13 protein-coding genes are annotated in these 16255 nt (G+C 70.3%); 8 read left to right on the top strand and 5 right to left on the bottom strand.

Annotated elements, in window-relative coordinates; genetic code table 11:
• Positions 1-594: 594 nt before the first annotated feature.
• A complete protein-coding gene (locus AB0M63_RS43735) occupies positions 595-1044 on the top strand; it encodes a PTS glucose transporter subunit IIA (protein WP_366023309.1) in 450 nt (149 codons plus the stop codon).
• Between the two features lie 78 nt (positions 1045-1122).
• The gene (gene ptsP, locus AB0M63_RS43730; protein WP_355918416.1) at positions 1123-2793 is read left to right on the top strand and encodes a phosphoenolpyruvate--protein phosphotransferase; all 1671 of its coding nucleotides are present in this window, start codon (positions 1123-1125) and stop codon (positions 2791-2793) included.
• Positions 2794-2841: 48 nt separating this feature from the next.
• On the opposite strand, the gene AB0M63_RS43725 is transcribed toward ptsP, so the two are convergent.
• Together AB0M63_RS43725 and AB0M63_RS43720 are read right to left on the bottom strand one after the other, a co-directional pair.
• A complete protein-coding gene (locus AB0M63_RS43725) occupies positions 2842-3738 on the bottom strand; it encodes a hypothetical protein (protein ID WP_366023308.1) in 897 nt (298 codons plus the stop codon).
• Positions 3739-3801: 63 nt separating this feature from the next.
• Complete coding sequence (locus AB0M63_RS43720; protein WP_366023307.1) at positions 3802-5769, bottom strand: acetoacetate--CoA ligase; 1968 nt, start codon at positions 5767-5769, stop codon at positions 3802-3804.
• A 213-nt stretch (positions 5770-5982) separates the two neighbouring features.
• Between AB0M63_RS43720 and AB0M63_RS43715 the strand changes: the two genes are divergently transcribed.
• Positions 5983-8349: a TIM-barrel domain-containing protein gene (locus AB0M63_RS43715; RefSeq protein ID WP_366023306.1), complete on the top strand. Its 2367-nt coding sequence runs from the start codon at positions 5983-5985 to the stop codon at positions 8347-8349.
• Between the two features lie 2 nt (positions 8350-8351).
• On the opposite strand, the gene AB0M63_RS43710 is transcribed toward AB0M63_RS43715, so the two are convergent.
• The gene (locus tag AB0M63_RS43710) at positions 8352-8888 is read right to left on the bottom strand and encodes an NUDIX domain-containing protein (RefSeq protein ID WP_366023305.1); all 537 of its coding nucleotides are present in this window, start codon (positions 8886-8888) and stop codon (positions 8352-8354) included.
• Between the two features lie 237 nt (positions 8889-9125).
• On the opposite strand from AB0M63_RS43710, the gene AB0M63_RS43705 reads away from it, so the two are divergent.
• The 5 genes from AB0M63_RS43705 (at position 9126) to glpK (ending at position 15084) form a co-directional block, all read left to right on the top strand.
• A complete protein-coding gene (locus AB0M63_RS43705) occupies positions 9126-9551 on the top strand; it encodes a zinc ribbon domain-containing protein (protein WP_366023311.1) in 426 nt (141 codons plus the stop codon).
• Positions 9548-10738, top strand: coding sequence for a lipid-transfer protein (locus AB0M63_RS43700; RefSeq protein ID WP_366023304.1), 1191 nt, complete (start codon positions 9548-9550; stop codon positions 10736-10738). Before AB0M63_RS43705 ends, AB0M63_RS43700 begins: the two co-directional genes overlap by 4 nt.
• A gap of 100 nt (positions 10739-10838) precedes the next feature.
• The gene (locus tag AB0M63_RS43695) at positions 10839-12491 is read left to right on the top strand and encodes a GGDEF domain-containing protein (RefSeq protein ID WP_366023303.1); all 1653 of its coding nucleotides are present in this window, start codon (positions 10839-10841) and stop codon (positions 12489-12491) included.
• Positions 12492-12824: 333 nt separating this feature from the next.
• Complete coding sequence (locus AB0M63_RS43690) at positions 12825-13550, top strand: MIP/aquaporin family protein (protein WP_366023302.1); 726 nt, start codon at positions 12825-12827, stop codon at positions 13548-13550.
• Positions 13551-13572: 22 nt separating this feature from the next.
• Entirely contained in the window at positions 13573-15084 is a 1512-nt protein-coding gene (gene glpK / locus AB0M63_RS43685) for a glycerol kinase GlpK (RefSeq protein ID WP_366023301.1), read from the top strand.
• 126 nt (positions 15085-15210) lie between these two features.
• On the opposite strand, the gene AB0M63_RS43680 is transcribed toward glpK, so the two are convergent.
• Together AB0M63_RS43680 and AB0M63_RS43675 are read right to left on the bottom strand one after the other, a co-directional pair.
• Complete coding sequence (locus AB0M63_RS43680) at positions 15211-15816, bottom strand: ATP/GTP-binding protein (RefSeq protein ID WP_327405523.1); 606 nt, start codon at positions 15814-15816, stop codon at positions 15211-15213.
• Between the two features lie 43 nt (positions 15817-15859).
• Entirely contained in the window at positions 15860-16255 is a 396-nt protein-coding gene (locus tag AB0M63_RS43675) for a DUF742 domain-containing protein (RefSeq protein WP_355918443.1), read from the bottom strand.

Genomic DNA, 16255 nt, shown 5'->3' with positions numbered 1-16255 from the left:
TTCGTCCTGAGCCAGGATCAAACTCTCCGTGAATGTTTACCGGATATCCGGTCGACATACACGAGAGCGGAACCGTCAGGCGGAATAAGCCCGACTGTTCACAGCGTCCTCGCTGTATGTGTTCTTCAAAGGAACCTCGTCCCAGCCACAAAGTGACCGGAGACGGGGTATCAACATATCTGGCGTTGATTTTGGCACGCTGTTGAGTTCTCAAGGAACGGACGCTTCCTTTGTACTCACCCTCTCGGGCTTTCCTCCGGGCTTCCCTTCGGTGTTCCAAACTCTATCAGTGTTTTTCCGGCCCCCTGACCACCGTCCTGCAGGCATGCAGAAGGTGACCCCGAGATAGGATCTGACAAGTTGGGTGCTGCCAGGCCAAGCAAAGACGCTTGGTCGCGTCGCTCGGCCTCAAGCAGGAGTACGACTGTACATGCGGCCGTAGAGCAGGTGCAAATCGATTAGAGGTGTGGTCTAGACCACTAATCGAGACCTCTCGGGCGGAACCGGTACTACATATGACATACCCTGCTGGACAGTGTGCCGTCTGGGACAGGCAGTGACGGCTCAATCACGCATCCACCTCTGGGAGGCTCCATGACCAGCGTGACGTCCCCTCTTGCAGGACGTGCCATCGGACTGGCCGAGGTGCCGGATCCGGTCTTCTCCGGGGCCATGGTCGGCCCCGGCACGGCCATCGACCCCGTACGTGAGCCTTCCGAGGCCGTCTCTCCCGTGGACGGAGTCATCGTCTCCCTCCACCCGCACGCCTTCGTCGTCGTGGACGGCGAGGGGCATGGTGTGCTCACTCACCTCGGTATCGACACCGTGCAGCTCAACGGCGAGGGTTTCGAGCTGCTCGTCAACAAGGGAGACACCGTGACCCGGGGCCAGAGTGTCGTGCGCTGGAACCCGGCAGCCGTCGAGGCCGCCGGCAAGTCTCCGGTGTGCCCGATCGTGGCACTTGAGGCCACGGCCGGCTCCCTCTCCGGCCTCCGCGAGGACGGCGACGTGAAAGCCGGTGACAGTCTCTTCTCCTGGGAGTGACGTCAGTGCCGTCGTATGACGGTGAGCAGGACAACCACCGCGGCGGCGGGACCCGCCGCACTATCGGAGACGGGTGAGATGGAGACAACGCTGCGAGGCGTCGGCGTGAGCCACGGTGTGGCGATCGGCGAGGTTCGGCACATGGGAACGGCGGTTCTGGAACCGCCTGCCAAGCAGATTCCGGTGGAGGACGCCGAGCGCGAACAGGGGCGCGCCCGCCAGGCCGTGGACGCTGTGGCCGCCGATCTGATGGCGCGCGGCAATCTGGCGGGAGGCGAAGCCCAGGCGGTGCTTGAGGCCCAGGCCATGATGGCCCAGGACCCGGAACTGATGGCGGATGTGGAACGCCGCATCGCGGTCGGCAGCACAGCCGAGCGGGCTGTGTACGACGCCTTCGCCGCCTACCGTGCTCTGCTGGCGGGTGCCGGTGACTATCTGGCCGGTCGGGTGGCCGACCTGGATGACGTGCGGAACCGTATCGTCGCCCGGTTGCTGGGGGTGCCGATGCCGGGTGTTCCGGACAGCGACGAGCCGTATGTCCTTATCGCTCGTGACCTTGCGCCTGCCGATACGGCGCTGTTGGACCCGACGCTGGTGCTCGGTTTCGTCACCGAGGAGGGCGGGCCGACGAGTCACAGCGCGATCCTGGCGCGGGCGCTCGGTGTGCCGGCCGTGGTGGCGCTGCCCGGGGCCGGCGAGTTGGCCGAGGGCACGGTGGTTGCCGTGGACGGCAGCACCGGTGAGATCTTCGTGAACCCGAGTGATGAGAAGAAGGCCGAGTTGGAGGCCGCGGCTGCCGCGCGCAGGGCCGCTCTCTCCGCTTCCACCGGTCCGGGTGCCACCTCGGACGGGCACAAGGTGCCGTTGCTGGCCAATGTCGGCGGTCCCGCTGATGTGCCGGCCGCGCTGGAGGCGGGGGCCGAGGGCGTGGGGCTCTTCCGTACCGAGTTCCTTTTCCTGGACGACAGCAAGAACGCGCCGTCCGAGGAGAAGCAGGTCGAGGCCTACCGGCAGGTGCTCGAAGCGTTCCCCGAGGGGCGTGTCGTCGTACGGGTGCTGGACGCGGGCGCGGACAAGCCGCTGGACTTCCTGACGCCCGCCGACGAGCCGAACCCGGCCCTGGGTGTGCGCGGGCTGCGCTCGCTGCTCGACCACCCCGACGTGCTGCGGACCCAGCTGACCGCGCTCGCGAAGGCCGCCGAGGGGCTGCCTGTCTACCTTGAGGTCATGGCCCCGATGGTCGCCGACCGTGCGGACGCGAAGGCGTTCGCGGACGCGTGTCGGGAGGCGGGACTGCGGGCGAAGTTCGGTGCGATGGTGGAGATTCCGTCGGCCGCGCTGCGGGCGCGCTCGATTCTGCAGGAGGTCGAGTTCCTGTCGCTGGGGACCAACGACCTCGCGCAGTACACCTTCGCCGCCGACCGTCAGGTGGGTGCGGTGTCCCGGCTGCAGGATCCGTGGCAGCCCGCACTGCTCGACCTGGTCGCGATGTCCGCCGAGGGAGCGAAGGCCGAGGGCAAGAGCTGTGGTGTCTGCGGTGAGGCCGCGTCCGACCCGCTGCTGGCCTGTGTGCTGACCGGTCTGGGGGTCACCTCGCTCTCCATGGGTGCGGCTTCGATTCCCTATGTGCGGACGACGCTGGCGAAGTACACGCTGGCGCAGTGCGAGCGGGCCGCGCTGGCCGCCCGGGCCGCGGACAGTGCCGAGGAGGCACGCAAGGCGGCTCAGGCGGTGCTGTCCGGCGAGTGATTGCGCTTCAGGGGCGCCTCACCATCGGGTGGGGCGCCCCTGACGTGTTCAGTGGTGGTGTCCTCCTGGGGTCGGGCCCTCGTCTCCGAGGTCGGGCGGTACGCAGTAGTCGACGCCCGACTCCGGTGGGATGAGGTCTCCGGATTCCACGTCGGTGCAGTAGGCGTCGAAGACCTCCCCGGCGGTGAGGGGTTCGAGGCCCTCGCCGCGCAGGCGCCAGCCGTAGATGCGGTCGGCGGTGTCGGGGTGGGTGGTGCGCATGACGAGTCCGCCGGGGTTTCGGGTGGCGATGCCGAGGGCCAGGACCGTGGTGAATTCGAGGGCCTCGGCCTCGTCGAGGTGGGTTGATCCGTCCTCGTCCTCGTCGGCGTGGAGGACGGCGACGAGGGTTTCCGGTGTTCCCGAGACGCTGCAGACGAGGTGTCGGTTGCCGGGGCTGGCTGTGTCGAGGATGCGGGTGACGAGGTCGGAGGCCCGGGTGAAAGCCGCTCGGCCGATGTCCTCTCCACAGGAGGCGCAGGCGCCGAGGCGGGCCAGGAGTGTGGTCGCGTACTCCCATGTCGCCTGGCGGACGGCCTCGTCGACGAGGGCCGGGAGGAGGTCGGCCAGAGGCTGGCCCTCGTAGAGCAGGGTGGGGCCGGTGGCGGCGAGTTCGGCCGTGAAGCGGGTGCGGCTCGACGGGATGTCGGGGTCGAGGCCGCCGGCGGCGCAGAACTCGGCGTATTCGTCGGGGTCGAAGAGGGCCACGCTGGTGTGGTTGCCCTGTGAGGCGCGGCTCCTGAGGAGGGCCTCCACCTGTTCGAGGTAGGCGGTGTGGTCGTCGAAGGTGAAGCTGCGGTAGCGCCGCATGGCGCGGAAGTCCTGCTCGTCGGTCAACAGACCGATGGTGCCGGCGATTTCGCGACGCAGAACGCGTCGCATGGTCCGGTGGTCGGTGTGCGCCATGTTTCCCCCTGTGCGCGAACGATCAATGCTCACTCACAGTAACCGGCCGCACTGACAACGTGGTCAGGCGCGTTTGCGGGCCAGGTCCTCGTAGAAGCTCAGCAGGGTGAGGTTGTCGATGGAGCCCGGGTTGACGGCCTTCTCCAGTGGGGTGCCCTGCAGGAGGCGTTTGACGGGTACCTCGATGCGCTTCCCGGTGAGGGTGTGCGGGACGCCGGGCACCTCGATGACCTCGTCGGGGACGTGGCGTGGGGAGAGCTGTTCGCGGATGGTCTGCTTGATGCGGCCCAGGAGGGCGTCGTCGAGGACGGCTCCGGGGGCGAGGTGCACGAAGAGGGGCATCCAGTAGCCGCCGTCGGGCTGTTCGATGCCGATGACGAGGGATTCCTTGATCTCCGGGAGTCGTTCCACCGCTTCGTAGATGTCGGCCGAGCCCATGCGGACGCCTTGGCGGTTGAGTGTGGAGTCGGAGCGGCCGTGGATGACGACGGAGCCTCGGGAGGTGACGGTGATCCAGTCGCCGTGGCGCCACACTCCGGGGTAGGTGTCGAAGTAACTGTCGTGGTAGCGCGTGCCGTCGGGGTCGTTCCAGAAGTGGATCGGCATCGACGGCATGGGGTTGGTGACCACCAGTTCGCCGACCTCGTCGACCAGGGGTTCGCCGTTCGGGTCCCAGGACTGGAGGTCGGTGCCCAGGCCGGGTGCCTGGAGTTCGCCGATGTACACGGGGAGGGTCGGTACGGCTCCCGCGAAGCAGGAGCAGACATCGGTGCCGCCGCTGACCGAGGCGATCCACAGGTCGTCGCGGACCTCGTCGTGCAGCCAGCGGAACCCGTCGGGGGGCAGAGGTGACCCGGTGGTGGCGACGCAGCGCATCGCGGAGAGGTCGAAGTCGCGGGACGGGTGCACGCCGGCCTTGCGGCAGGCCATGACGTAGGCGGCCGAGGTGCCGTAGAGGGTGGCTCCGGTGCGTTCGGCCACGCGCCACTGGGCGGCTGTGTCGGGGTACCCGGGGCTGCCGTCGTAGAGGACGATCGTCGTGCCCGTGAGGAGGCCGGAGACGAGGAAGTTCCACATCATCCAGCCGGTGGACGTGTACCAGAAGAAGCGGTCCTCGGGGCCCAGGTCGCAGTGCAGGCCGAGTTGTTTGAGGTGTTCTACGAGGATGCCGCCCTGGGACTGGACGATGGCCTTGGGGAGGCCGGTCGTGCCCGAGGAGTAGAGCACCCACAGGGGGTGTTCGAAGGGGACCTCTTCGAAGACGGGTTCCACGTCCGCCGAGGTCAGGGACGACCATTCCAGGGCGCCTTCGGGGACATCGGTTCCCAGAAGGGGGATGTGGATCACGGCGCGCAGGGTGGGCAGTTCGCGGCGCAGTTCGGCGACCGTGTCCCGGCGGTCGTGCTCCTTGCCGCCGTAGCGGTAGCCGTCGACGGTGAACAGGACGACGGGTTCGACCTGTTGGAAGCGGTCAAGGACGCTGCGGGCGCCGAAGTCCGGTGCGCAGGACGTCCAGACGCCGCCCACGGCGGCCGTGGCGAGCAGGGCGACGACGGCCTGCGGGATATTCGGGAGGTAGCCGCTGACGCGGTCTCCGGGGCGTACGCCGAGGGTGCGCAGTTCGGCGGCGAGGGAGCCGACTTGGCCGCGCAGCTCCGACCAGGTGACCGGACGCGGCTCGTGGGTCTCGTCGACGTACAGGAGGGCCGGTTCGTGCGCACGGGTCGCCGTCGCCCGCAGGGCATGCTCGGCGTAGTTGAGGGTCGCCCCGGGGAACCAGTGCGCGCCTGGCATCGAGCGGTCGCCGAGCACGCGCGCGTAGGGGGTCGAGAAGCGGACGTCGAACCATTCGGTGACGGCCTGCCAGAACGTGTCGAGTTCGTCCACGGACCAGCGGTGCAGGGCCGCGTAGCCGCCGTCGGCGGGGGCTCCGTGGTGTTCGGCCGCCCAGGACTGGAACTTGGTGACCTGTGCCTGGGCGATGTGTTCCGGATCTGGCTGCCAGAGCGGCAGGGGGTTCGCGGTCGACATGGGGCGGCTCCCGGACTGTGCGCGTCGTGTGCGTCGGTCGCGCACGGGCAGGGGTGTGCGCATGACGCGGCTGACACGGACGATGCCATGTGATCGACTTCTGCACCAGGGCACGCCCCACACAGTCCGTGCCGTGAAGATGTGGTCCCACCACGGGTGAACGGCAGTTGAACGACGCGGTTATCCGGGGCGCGTAATGGCAGGGTGAGCAGCATGGACGGTCGTGACCTGGTGCGTTCGGTGAAGGTGGTCGGTTCGGCGGGGGCGGCGCAGGGGTTGCGTACCGTACGGGCGGCGTGGCGCAGGAGGCGGGCCGACGCCACCGGGTTGCCGTCGCGAGGGGCGGAGCGCGCCCGGGTGCCCGGGCAGGTTCAGGGTGCGGAGCCCGGCCCCGGTGGCGGGGTCCTCCGGTTCAGCCGGTCCGAGCTGCGTATCACCGTCGCCGTGAACGGGGCCGTCTTCTGGGGCTGGGACGGCGCCGCTCCCGAGCCCTCGTACGCGCTCGGCGGGCGTTGTCCCGAGCCGGATCCCCGGGCCGTCCTGGAGCCGGACAAGGACGGCGGCTGGCGGGTCGTGGCGGAACGGGTGACGGTCACCGTGTCGCGGCACGGGGCGGTCGAGGTGTGTACGCCCGGAGGTGTGACGCTGCGCCGGGATCTGCCGCCGCGCTGGTGGGAGCCGGTGGACGGCGGCACGGCACGCTGGATGCAGCGGTCGGAGGTGGCGGCGGACGCCAGGTTCTTCGGTCTCGGCGGGCGATCGTCGGGCCCCCGCTTGCGCGACGGCACGTACCGGCTGTGGAACACCGACCCCGGGCGGGCCTTCGGGCTGGGTGACGATCCGCTGTACATCACCATGCCGGTGCAGTTGGTGGTGGCCGACGCCGCCACGCATCTGGTGTTCCACGACACCTCCTGGGACGGCACGGTGACGCTGCGGGAAGGCGAGGAGGGTGCCGGTTCCGGGCACGACCGGGTGGGGGCGTCCGAGCTGCGGATGGACGGCGGTCCGCTGCGGTGCTGGGTGGTGGTGGGCACCCCCGCGCGCGTGCTGCACGCCTGGGCCTCGCTGACCGGTGCTCCCGCGCTGCCGCCGGCGTGGGCGCTGGGGCACCATCACGCGCGGTGGGGTTTCGGCAGTGAGCAGGAGGTGCGGCGGATCGTCGCCGGCTACCAGGAGCGTGGTCTGCCGCTGGACGCCGTCCATCTGGACATCGACCACTACGACGAGCACCAGGTGTTCACCGTCGACCAGGAGCGCTTCCCGAAACTGCCGGTGCTCGCCGAGGAGTTGCGGCGGGACGGCATCCGGCTGGTGTCGATCGTCGACCCCGCGGTGAAGGCCGAGCCGGGGAACGCCGTCTACGACAGCGGCATGGCCGAGGACGCCTTCCTACGGGACGCCTCGGGGCGGCTGGTGCGGGGTGTCGTATGGCCTGGGGAGGCCGTTTTCCCGGACTTCACGCACGCGCGTGTGCGGGAGTGGTGGGGCGGGCTCTACGAGGAGCGGCTCGCGCAGGGGTTCGCGGGTTTCTGGCACGACATGAACGAGCCCACGTCGTTCGCCGCCTTCGGGGAGTCGACGCTGCCGCGTTCGGCGCGGCACGACCTGGAGGGGCGGGGCGGTGACCATCGTGAGGCGCACAACGTGTACGCGCTGTGCATGGCCAGGGCCGCTCATGACGCGCTGCGTGAACTGGTCCCCCAGGAGCGGCCGTTCCTCTTCTCGCGCTCCGGGTGGGCCGGAATGCAGTCCTACGGGGGCACCTGGTCCGGCGATGTGGCCACCGGCTGGCCGGGGCTGCGGGCCTCGCTGTCGCTGGTCATGGGGCTCGGGTTGTGCGGGGTGCCGTATTCGGGTCCTGATGTGGGCGGCTTCGACGGGAGTCCCTCGCCCGAGCTGTATCTGCGCTGGTTCCAACTGGGCGCGTATCTGCCGCTGTTCCGCACCCACGCGAGCCTGCGGGCGGGGCGGCGGGAGCCCTGGGAGTTCGGTGCCGAGGTGCTGGAGCACGCGCGCGTGGCGCTCGTCGAACGGCGACGGCTGCTGCCGTACTTCATGACGCTGGCGCATCTGGCACGGCGGACCGGGGCGCCCTATGTGCGGCCCCTGTGGTGGGGCGCTCCGGAAGATCGGGCGCTACGGGACTGCGAGGACGCGTTCCTGCTGGGCGACTGTCTTCTGGTGGCGCCGGTGCTGGATCCGGGGTCGGACCGGCGTGCGGTGCAGTTGCCGCGGGGGCGCTGGTACGACACGGAGACGGAGCGGGCGTACGAAGGGCCGGCCCAGATTCTGGTCGATGCCCCGTTGTCGCGGATCCCGGTGCTCGCGCGCGCGGGTGCCGTCCTGCCGGTGCGGGGCGCGGACGGCGGGCTGGAGCTGGAGGTGTGGGCGCCCGCCCGCGGACGGACCGGGGACGGGCTGGTGGTGCCGGACGCGGGCGACGGCTGGGACGAGCCGGAGATCGAGCGGTACGTCGCCCGCTGGGCGGGCCGGCGTCTGGTCGTGGAGCGGGAGCGGGACAACGGCGTGAGCGCGCCGTCCTACCCGGTGCGGGTACGAGGGCTCGGTGCGGGCTGACCTCAGATGTACCGGCCCTCGAACCAGGCCCTGACGGCCACCGTGTGCAGCGGGAAGGCGAGTTCCTCGGGCCTGCGCAGGAGGTGCCAGCCTTCTGTCTCGTCGGTGGCGACGGACGTGGGCAGGCCTTCGGCGGGGCGCTCCGGGAGGACTCCGAAGAGCAGGAGGTGGCCGTCGGGCGAGCTGATGGCGTCGACGAGCCGGACGTCGCGGCTCGCGGCGTCGATGCCAGTCTCCTCCCTGAGCTCGCGGACGAGTGCCTGTCGCCAGTCCTCGCGGTGGTCGACGTAGCCGCCCGGCAGGGCGATGCCTCCGCGCGCGGGGGCGATGGTTCGGGTGATGACGACCAGGGCGGTGCCCTTCGTGTCGTACACGGGCTGGAGTGCGACGGCCACGGGCAGCGGGTTGCGGTAGGCGACGGTGCCGCAGACCGGGCAGGTGCGGGGCCAGCCGGAGACGCCCTCTCCGTAGGGCGATCCGCAGCTCGAACAGTGGGAATCCGGCGCGGAGTTGGGGACGGAGGCTTGAGTTTCGGACACCCGGCGGACTGTATCCGATCAAGCGGAGGGAATCTTTCCGGGGGCCGCGCGGGTGAACGGGAGGGACGGCCGGAGCCACCCCCGTGGGCCCCGGCCGTCCCTCCCGCTATCACGACGCCGTAGGCGGCTCCATGGTTCACCGAAACGCCCTGCTCATTTTCCGTTGCCCGTGGCACACTTCTGACGTTCCGTCAGATCCAGTGCTGTGGAGGGACGTTGTCACGGACACGCACACCTGTGGTCACCGATTGGTTCACCGGGGACGGGGACGAGTTCCGGCTCCTCGGCACACGCTGTACCGCGTGCGCCTCGGTCTTCTTCCCCCGGGAGGACGGCCACTGCCGCAATCCGGCCTGCCGGGGCGGCGAGCTGGAGGAGGTCCCGCTGTCGCGGCGCGGCCGCGTCTGGTCGTATACGGACAGCCGCTACCGGCCACCGTCACCGTATGTGAGCGACCCGGAACTTCCGTGGGAACCGTACGCGTTGATCGCTGTGGAGCTGGAGTCCGAGCGGATCGTGGTGCTGGGACAGGCGGTTCCCGGGATCACCGTCGCCGATCTGACGGTGGGCATGGAGGTGGAGGTCGTCCCCGGTGTGCTCAGTGAGGACGCGGAGACGACCTGGACGACCTGGCACTGGCGGCCTGCGGGGGTGGCGGTATGACGGAGGACGTGGCGGTGCTCGGCGCGGGCATGCACCCCTGGGGCAAGTGGGGGCGCGGCTTCGTCGAGTACGGGACGGCGGCGGCCCGCGCGGCCCTCGCCGACGCCGGGCTGGAGTGGCGGGACGTCGGCTCGATCGTCGGCGCGGACACGGTCCGTGGCGGATATCCGGGGTATGTGGCGGGCGCGACGTTCGCGAAGGCCCTGGGCTGGCAGGGCGCCCGCGTGGCGAGCGTGTACGCGGCGTGCGCGTCCGGGGCCCAGGCCGTCAACGCGGCCCGCGCGCAGCTCCTTTCGGGGCTCGCGGACGTGGTGCTGGTCGTGGGCGCCGATGCCGCGCCCAAGGGGTTCTTCCGGCCGGCCGGCGGGGAGCGGCACGACGATCCGGACTGGCTGCGCTTCCGGGTGCTGGGGGCGACGAATCCGACGTACTTCGGGCTGTACGCGCGCCGGCGGATGGCCCTCTACGGGGACACTCCTGAGGACTTCGCCCAGGTGAAAGTGAAGAACGCCGCCTCAGGCGCGCTGAATCCGTACGCGCGCTACCGCAGGCGGGTCTCCGCCGAGGAGGTCGCCTCCTCGGCGGTGGTCGCCGATCCGCTGCGGCTGCTGGACATCTGCGCCACCTCGGACGGCGGGGCCGCCCTGGTGCTGTCGAGCATGGAGTTCGCGCGCCGCCACGGAGCGGCGGACCCGGTGCGGATCCGGGCGGTGTCCACGGTGACGCCGCGCTATCCCAACACGGTGCTGGACCTCCCGGACATCGCCACCGATTCCGCGGCGGCCGTCGCACCGCCGGACGAGGCCTTCAGGGCGTCGATCGCGCGCGCGGCCTACGAGGAGGCGGGAATCGACCCCGAGGACCTCTCCCTGGCCGAGGTGTACGACCTGTCCACCGCCCTGGAGTTGCAGTGGTACGAGGATCTGGGGCTGTGCGGCGAGGGCGAGGGCGCCAAGCTGCTCCGGGAGGGTGCCACGGCCCCGGGCGGTCGTATACCCGTGAACGCGAGCGGGGGGCTGGCCTCCTTCGGGGAGGCGGTTCCGGCGCAGGCGATCGCCCAGGTCTGCGAGCTGACCTGGCAGTTGAGGGGTGCCGCGGGTGACCGGCAGGTCGCGGGGGCGCGGGTGGGGATGACCGCGAACCAGGGGCTGTTCGGGCACGGGTCGGCGGTAGTGGCTGTGCGGTGAGCGGCGGAGTGCCGTTCACACCGTGTGATCGACCGAAGAGGCTGCGTGAACGTCTTATGAACTGGGCCTCGGCGTACGCCGGTAGCGTCATCATGCTGCCGTGCGCTCCTTGACGGACACTCTCCGCTTCGCCTTCCAACCGGTGGTCAACCTGACCACCGGAGGGATCGCCGGGCTGGAGATACTCGTCCGCCCGGAGACCGGGGACATCCTGGCCGAGGCCCGGCGTGACCCCGAACTCGACGGCAGGCTGGCCGTGTTGGCGGTCCGTGCCGCCGCACGCAAGGAGACGCTGCTGCCGCTGCACATCAATGTGTTCGCCGGCACGCTCGCCGACCTCGGCGGGCTCACCCCGCTGCACCGCGCGGTGCGCGAGGCGGGACGGCTGCCGTGGGAGGTGACGGTCGACATCGTCCCGCCGTACACGCACGTGCCGCAACGGGCGCTCCTGGAGGCGGTGTCCGAGCTGCGGGCCCAGGGGTTCCGGGTCTGCGCGGACGGCATCGGCGACGGTGACGTACCCCTGCGGCTGCTCACGGATCTCGCGCCCGACCTGGTGAAGCTCGACGCTTCGCTGCTGGAGCGGCCGGCCGCGGTGCGGGCCATGCGGACCCTCTGCGACGAGCTGGGCGCCCTGTTGTCCGTGGAGGGGGTGGAGACCGAGGCGCAGTGCGCGGCCGCGCGGGCAGCCGGGGCCCAGTTGGCGCAGGGGGAGTTGTTCGCGCCGCCGACGCGGGTCCCGGCGGCGGACGTATACGTTCCGCCGCGCCCGCCCGGGCTCGCCGCGACACCGTTGTCGGGGCCGTGGGTGCGGGAGTTCGTGCGGCCCGCCGCGCTGCTGCCCGACACCGCGTCGGCCGGTCAGGTGCGCGCGCTGCTGACCGGCTCGCCGGACGTGTCCGGGGTGCTGCTCGTGGACCGGGAAGGAGTGCCGGTCCGGTCGGTGCACCGCTCCCGCTTCCTGCTGTCGATGTCGGGGCGCTACGGCCACGCCCTGTACGCCGACCGGCCCGCGGCCAAGCTCGGTGACGTGCCCCGGACGGTCGGCGTCGACGCGAGCGTCTGGGAGGTCCTGGACGTCGTCGCGGTCGGCGACCGGGACCGTACGTCGGACGATGTGGCGGTCGTCGACCGGTACGGGCGGTGCGTGGGCGTCGTACGACTGGCGGATCTGGTGCGGGCGTTGGCCGAGACGCGGGTGGAGGAGGCCGCGGGTCTCAATCCGCTCACCAGGCTGCCCGGTTCGGACGCGATCACCGGTGAGGTGGACCGGTGGATCGCGGAGGGGCGGGCGTTCGCGCTGAGCTGGCTGGATGTCGACGACTTCAAACAGGTCAACGACGGAGCCGGGTTCGCGGCGGGCGACGAGTTGATCCGCTCGGTGGGGCGGGCGCTGCAGCGGGCGGCGTCCGGGCACGCGCGCGTGGGGCACATCGGCGGGGACGACTTCCTGGTGCTCGCCGATCCGGAGGGGCTGGAGCCGCTGGCCACCACGGTGCTGGACGTGCCCTGGGAGGCGGGCGGCAGGGCCGTGACGCTGTCCCTGGCCACCGTCCTGTGCCTACCGGGCAGTGTGACCGACCACCGGCAGGCCGCCGCGTACCTGGCGCCGCTGAAGAAGGCCGCGAAGGCGCTGGACGGCACGAGCTGGGTGCTGAGCCAGGCCGGGCTGGGCGAGTACGAGATCCTGCGCGGATCGCCGGCGGCGCCTCTACGGGCCGACCGCACCACCGCGGAGTCCCACGGGCACTGAGGCGGCCCGGCGGCTTCCCAGGGGGCTCCAGGGGCCGTCAGGGCGGGTGTCACCGATGCCGTCCGCGACCTTGACGCTCCCTGGGCGCCGGTGAACACTTCCCGGTGTCGGTCGACATCGCCGTACATTCTCGGCGTACCAGGCACTGTGCCGCGCGGGCTCCCCCGCGCTCAGGCCCACTCCCCACGGGCGGTCTCGGCTGCGACGGCACGCTCGTCACGGACGCCGGGCGGGGCGCGGGACCCTCCCTGCCTTCGGCTGAAGTCGCCAAGGGAACCGCACCCTGCACGGAGGACCGGGGCCGACGTCCCGGGCCAGGGCCTAGGAGCCGCCATGAGCAACGGAGACATATTCGTCGGTGAGATCATCGGCACCGCGATCCTGATCCTGTTCGGCGCCGGAGTGGTCGCCGCCGTCGTCCTGAACTACTCCAAGGCACAGAACGCCGGTTGGATCGTCATCGCCTTCGGCTGGGGCTTCGGCGTGATGGCCGGGGCCTACACGGCCGCGCCGCTGTCCGGCGGGCAGCTCAATCCGGCGGTCACGATCGGCATCGCCATCGACACCGGGAAGTGGGACAAGGTCCCGATCTACATCGCGGGGCAGATGGTGGGCGCCATGCTCGGCGCGGTGCTGTGCTGGCTGGTCTACTACGCGCAGTTCCAGGCCAACGCCGAGGAGGAGATGGCGCAGCCCACGCTGGGAATCTTCTCCACCACGCCCACGATCCGCAACGTCGTGGCGAACCTGATGACGGAGATCATCGCGACCATCTCGCTGGTCCTGCCGATCCTGGCCTTCGGGCTCACCAAGGGACTGGGCCAGTCCGGCACGGCGGTGCTGGTCGTGTCGTTCCTCGTGGTCGGCATCGGTCTGTCGCTCGGCGGGCCCACCGGATACGCCATCAACCCGGCCCGCGACCTGGGCCCGCGCATCGTCCACTCGCTGCTCCCGATCCCCAACAAGGGGACCTCGGACTGGAGTTACGCGTGGATCCCGGTGATCGGGCCGCTCATCGGCGGGGCGCTCGCCGGAGTCATCTTCAACGCAGCCTTCTGAAGGACACGACAAAGGGGTCGTCATGACGGACAGGTTCGTCGCCGCAATCGACCAGGGCACCACCTCCAGCCGCTGCATCGTCTTCAACCAGGACGGCGCGATCGTCGCCGTCGACCAGCGTGAGCACCGCCAGATCTTCCCCAAGCCGGGCTGGGTGGAGCACGACGCCACCGAGATCTGGTCCAAGGTGCAGGCGGTGGTCGCCGGGGCGATCGCCAAGGCGGGACTGCGCGCGGACCAGCTCAGCGCGCTCGGCATCACCAACCAGCGGGAGACGACGGTCCTCTGGGACCGCGCCACCGGCAAACCCGTGCACAACGCGATCGTGTGGCAGGACACCCGTACCGCGGCCCTGTGCAACCAACTCGGCGGCTCGGACGGGCAGGACCGTTTCCGCGAACAGACCGGACTGCCGCTCGCCAGCTACTTCTCCGGCCCGAAGGCGGCCTGGCTGCTGGACAACGTGCCGGGACTCAGGGACCGCGCGGAGCGCGGCGAGATCGCCTTCGGCACGATCGACTCCTGGTTGATCTGGAACCTCACCGGCGGCACCGACGGCGGCCGGCACGTCACGGACGTGACGAACGCCGGACGCACCATGCTGATGAACCTGGAGACCCTCCAGTGGGACCCGTCCATCCTCTCCGCGATGAACGTGCCCGAGGCGATCCTCCCCGAGATCAGGTCCTCCGCCGAGGTCTACGGCACCGCGGTCGGCCAACTCGCGGGCGTGCCCGTGGCGTCGGCGCTCGGCGACCAGCAGGCGGCCGTGTTCGGGCAGGCCTGCTACGACGTGGGCACCGCGAAGAACACCTACGGCACGGGCAGCTTCCTGCTGCTCAACACCGGTAATCGGCCGGTGCCTTCGAAGAACGGGCTCCTCACGACGATGGGCTACAAGATCGGCGACGAGGCGCCGGTCTACTGTCTGGAGGGCTCGATCGCCATCACGGGCGCGCTCGTTCAGTGGTTCCGCGACCAACTGGGCATCATCCGCAGCGCCGACGAGATCGAGTCCCTCGCCGCGAGCGTGGACGACAACGGCGGCGCGTACATCGTGCCCGCGTTCTCCGGTCTGTTCGCGCCCTACTGGCGTTCGGACGCGCGCGGTGTCGTCACCGGGCTGACCCGGTACGTCACCAAGGGGCACCTCGCTCGCGCGGTCCTGGAGGCGACGAGCTGGCAGACGCGGGAGGTCGTGGACGCCATGTTCCAGGACTCCGGGGTGCAGATCACCACCCTGAAGGTGGACGGCGGCATGACCAAGAACAACCTGCTGATGCAGCACCAGGCGGACGTTCTCGGGGTGCCGGTGATCCGGCCCAGGGTCTCCGAGACGACCTGTCTGGGCGCCGCCTACGCGGCCGGGCTCGCCACCGGTGTGTGGAGCGGCCTGGACGAGTTGAAGTCGCACTGGCAGAAGGACGTCGAGTGGACGCCGTCCATGGAGTCGTCGGTACGGGACCGCGAGTACCACAACTGGCGCAAGGCCGTGGAGAAGAGCTTCGGCTGGCTGGAGGAGGGCGACAACTAGGCACACACGCGTGCGTGGTCGACGAGGCACACACGCGTGCGTGGTCGACGAGGCACACGCGCGTGCCTCGTTCCAGGAGCCGCGGCCGGTACCCCTGTCGGCGGGGGTACGGGCCGCGCCCGCGCCTCAACTGGTGACGCTCTGGCGGCGCTTCGCGCCGTAGGCCATCGCGTGTTGGACGACCTCGATGAGAACCTCCTTGACCGACGCCCGGTCGCGCGCGTCGCACAGCATCAGGGGTACGTCCTCGTCGAGGTCGAGGGCCTGGCGTACGGCGTCCACCGGGTAACGGTCGGCGCCCTCGAAGCAGTTGACACCGACGACGAACGGGATGGAGCGCCGCTCGAAGTAGTCGAGGGCGGCGAAACAGTCCTCCAGGCGGCGGGTGTCGGCGAGGACGACGGCGCCCAGCGAGCCCTCGGACAGCTCGTCCCACATGAACCAGAACCGCTCCTGCCCCGGCGTGCCGAACAGGTACAGCACCAGGTCCTCGCGCAGGGTGATGCGGCCGAAGTCCATGGCCACGGTGGTGGTGTGCTTGCCCTCCACACCGCTGGTGTCGTCGACCGGACGCCCTGCCTCGGTGAGCAGTTCCTCCGTGCGCAGCGGCCTGATCTCGCTGACCGCGCCGACGAGGGTGGTCTTGCCCACGCCGAAGCCGCCGGCCACCAGGATCTTGAGCGTGACGGGCTCGACCGGAGGCTTGCCGCGCTCAGAACGCCCGAAGATCATCGATCTGTTCTCCTGCTTGATGGGGGTGAGGTCGGGGGGCCGCTTACAGCGCCCGGAGGCCGGTGATCACGTCGCGCAGAATACTCTCGTCCACCAGTTCGGCAGGGGGTACGGGCCGCGAGACATGGACGAGTTCCTCGTCGACGAGGTCCCCGATGAGAACGCGTATCACGCCGATGGGCAGGTCGAGTTCGGCGGCGAGCTCGGCGACCGACTGCGGGGCGTCCCGGCAGAGACCGACGATGTCCACATGTTCCGGGGACAGCGTCTGGTCCGCCTCCGAGTCGTCCGTCCGCGCCTCCGCGATCACCACCGCGATCAGGTCGAGGCGGTGCTGGGCCGCACTGGTGGTGCGGCCGCGCGTCATCGCGTACGGCCGCACCACCGGCCCGGCCTCGTCGTCGAACCAGTGGCCTCTTCCCTGACCGTCTTTGCTCAT

The organism is Streptomyces sp. NPDC051576, assembly GCF_040681835.1.
Classification (GTDB): domain Bacteria; phylum Actinomycetota; class Actinomycetes; order Streptomycetales; family Streptomycetaceae; genus Streptomyces.
This window is presented reverse-complemented; position numbering and strand designations above follow the sequence as displayed.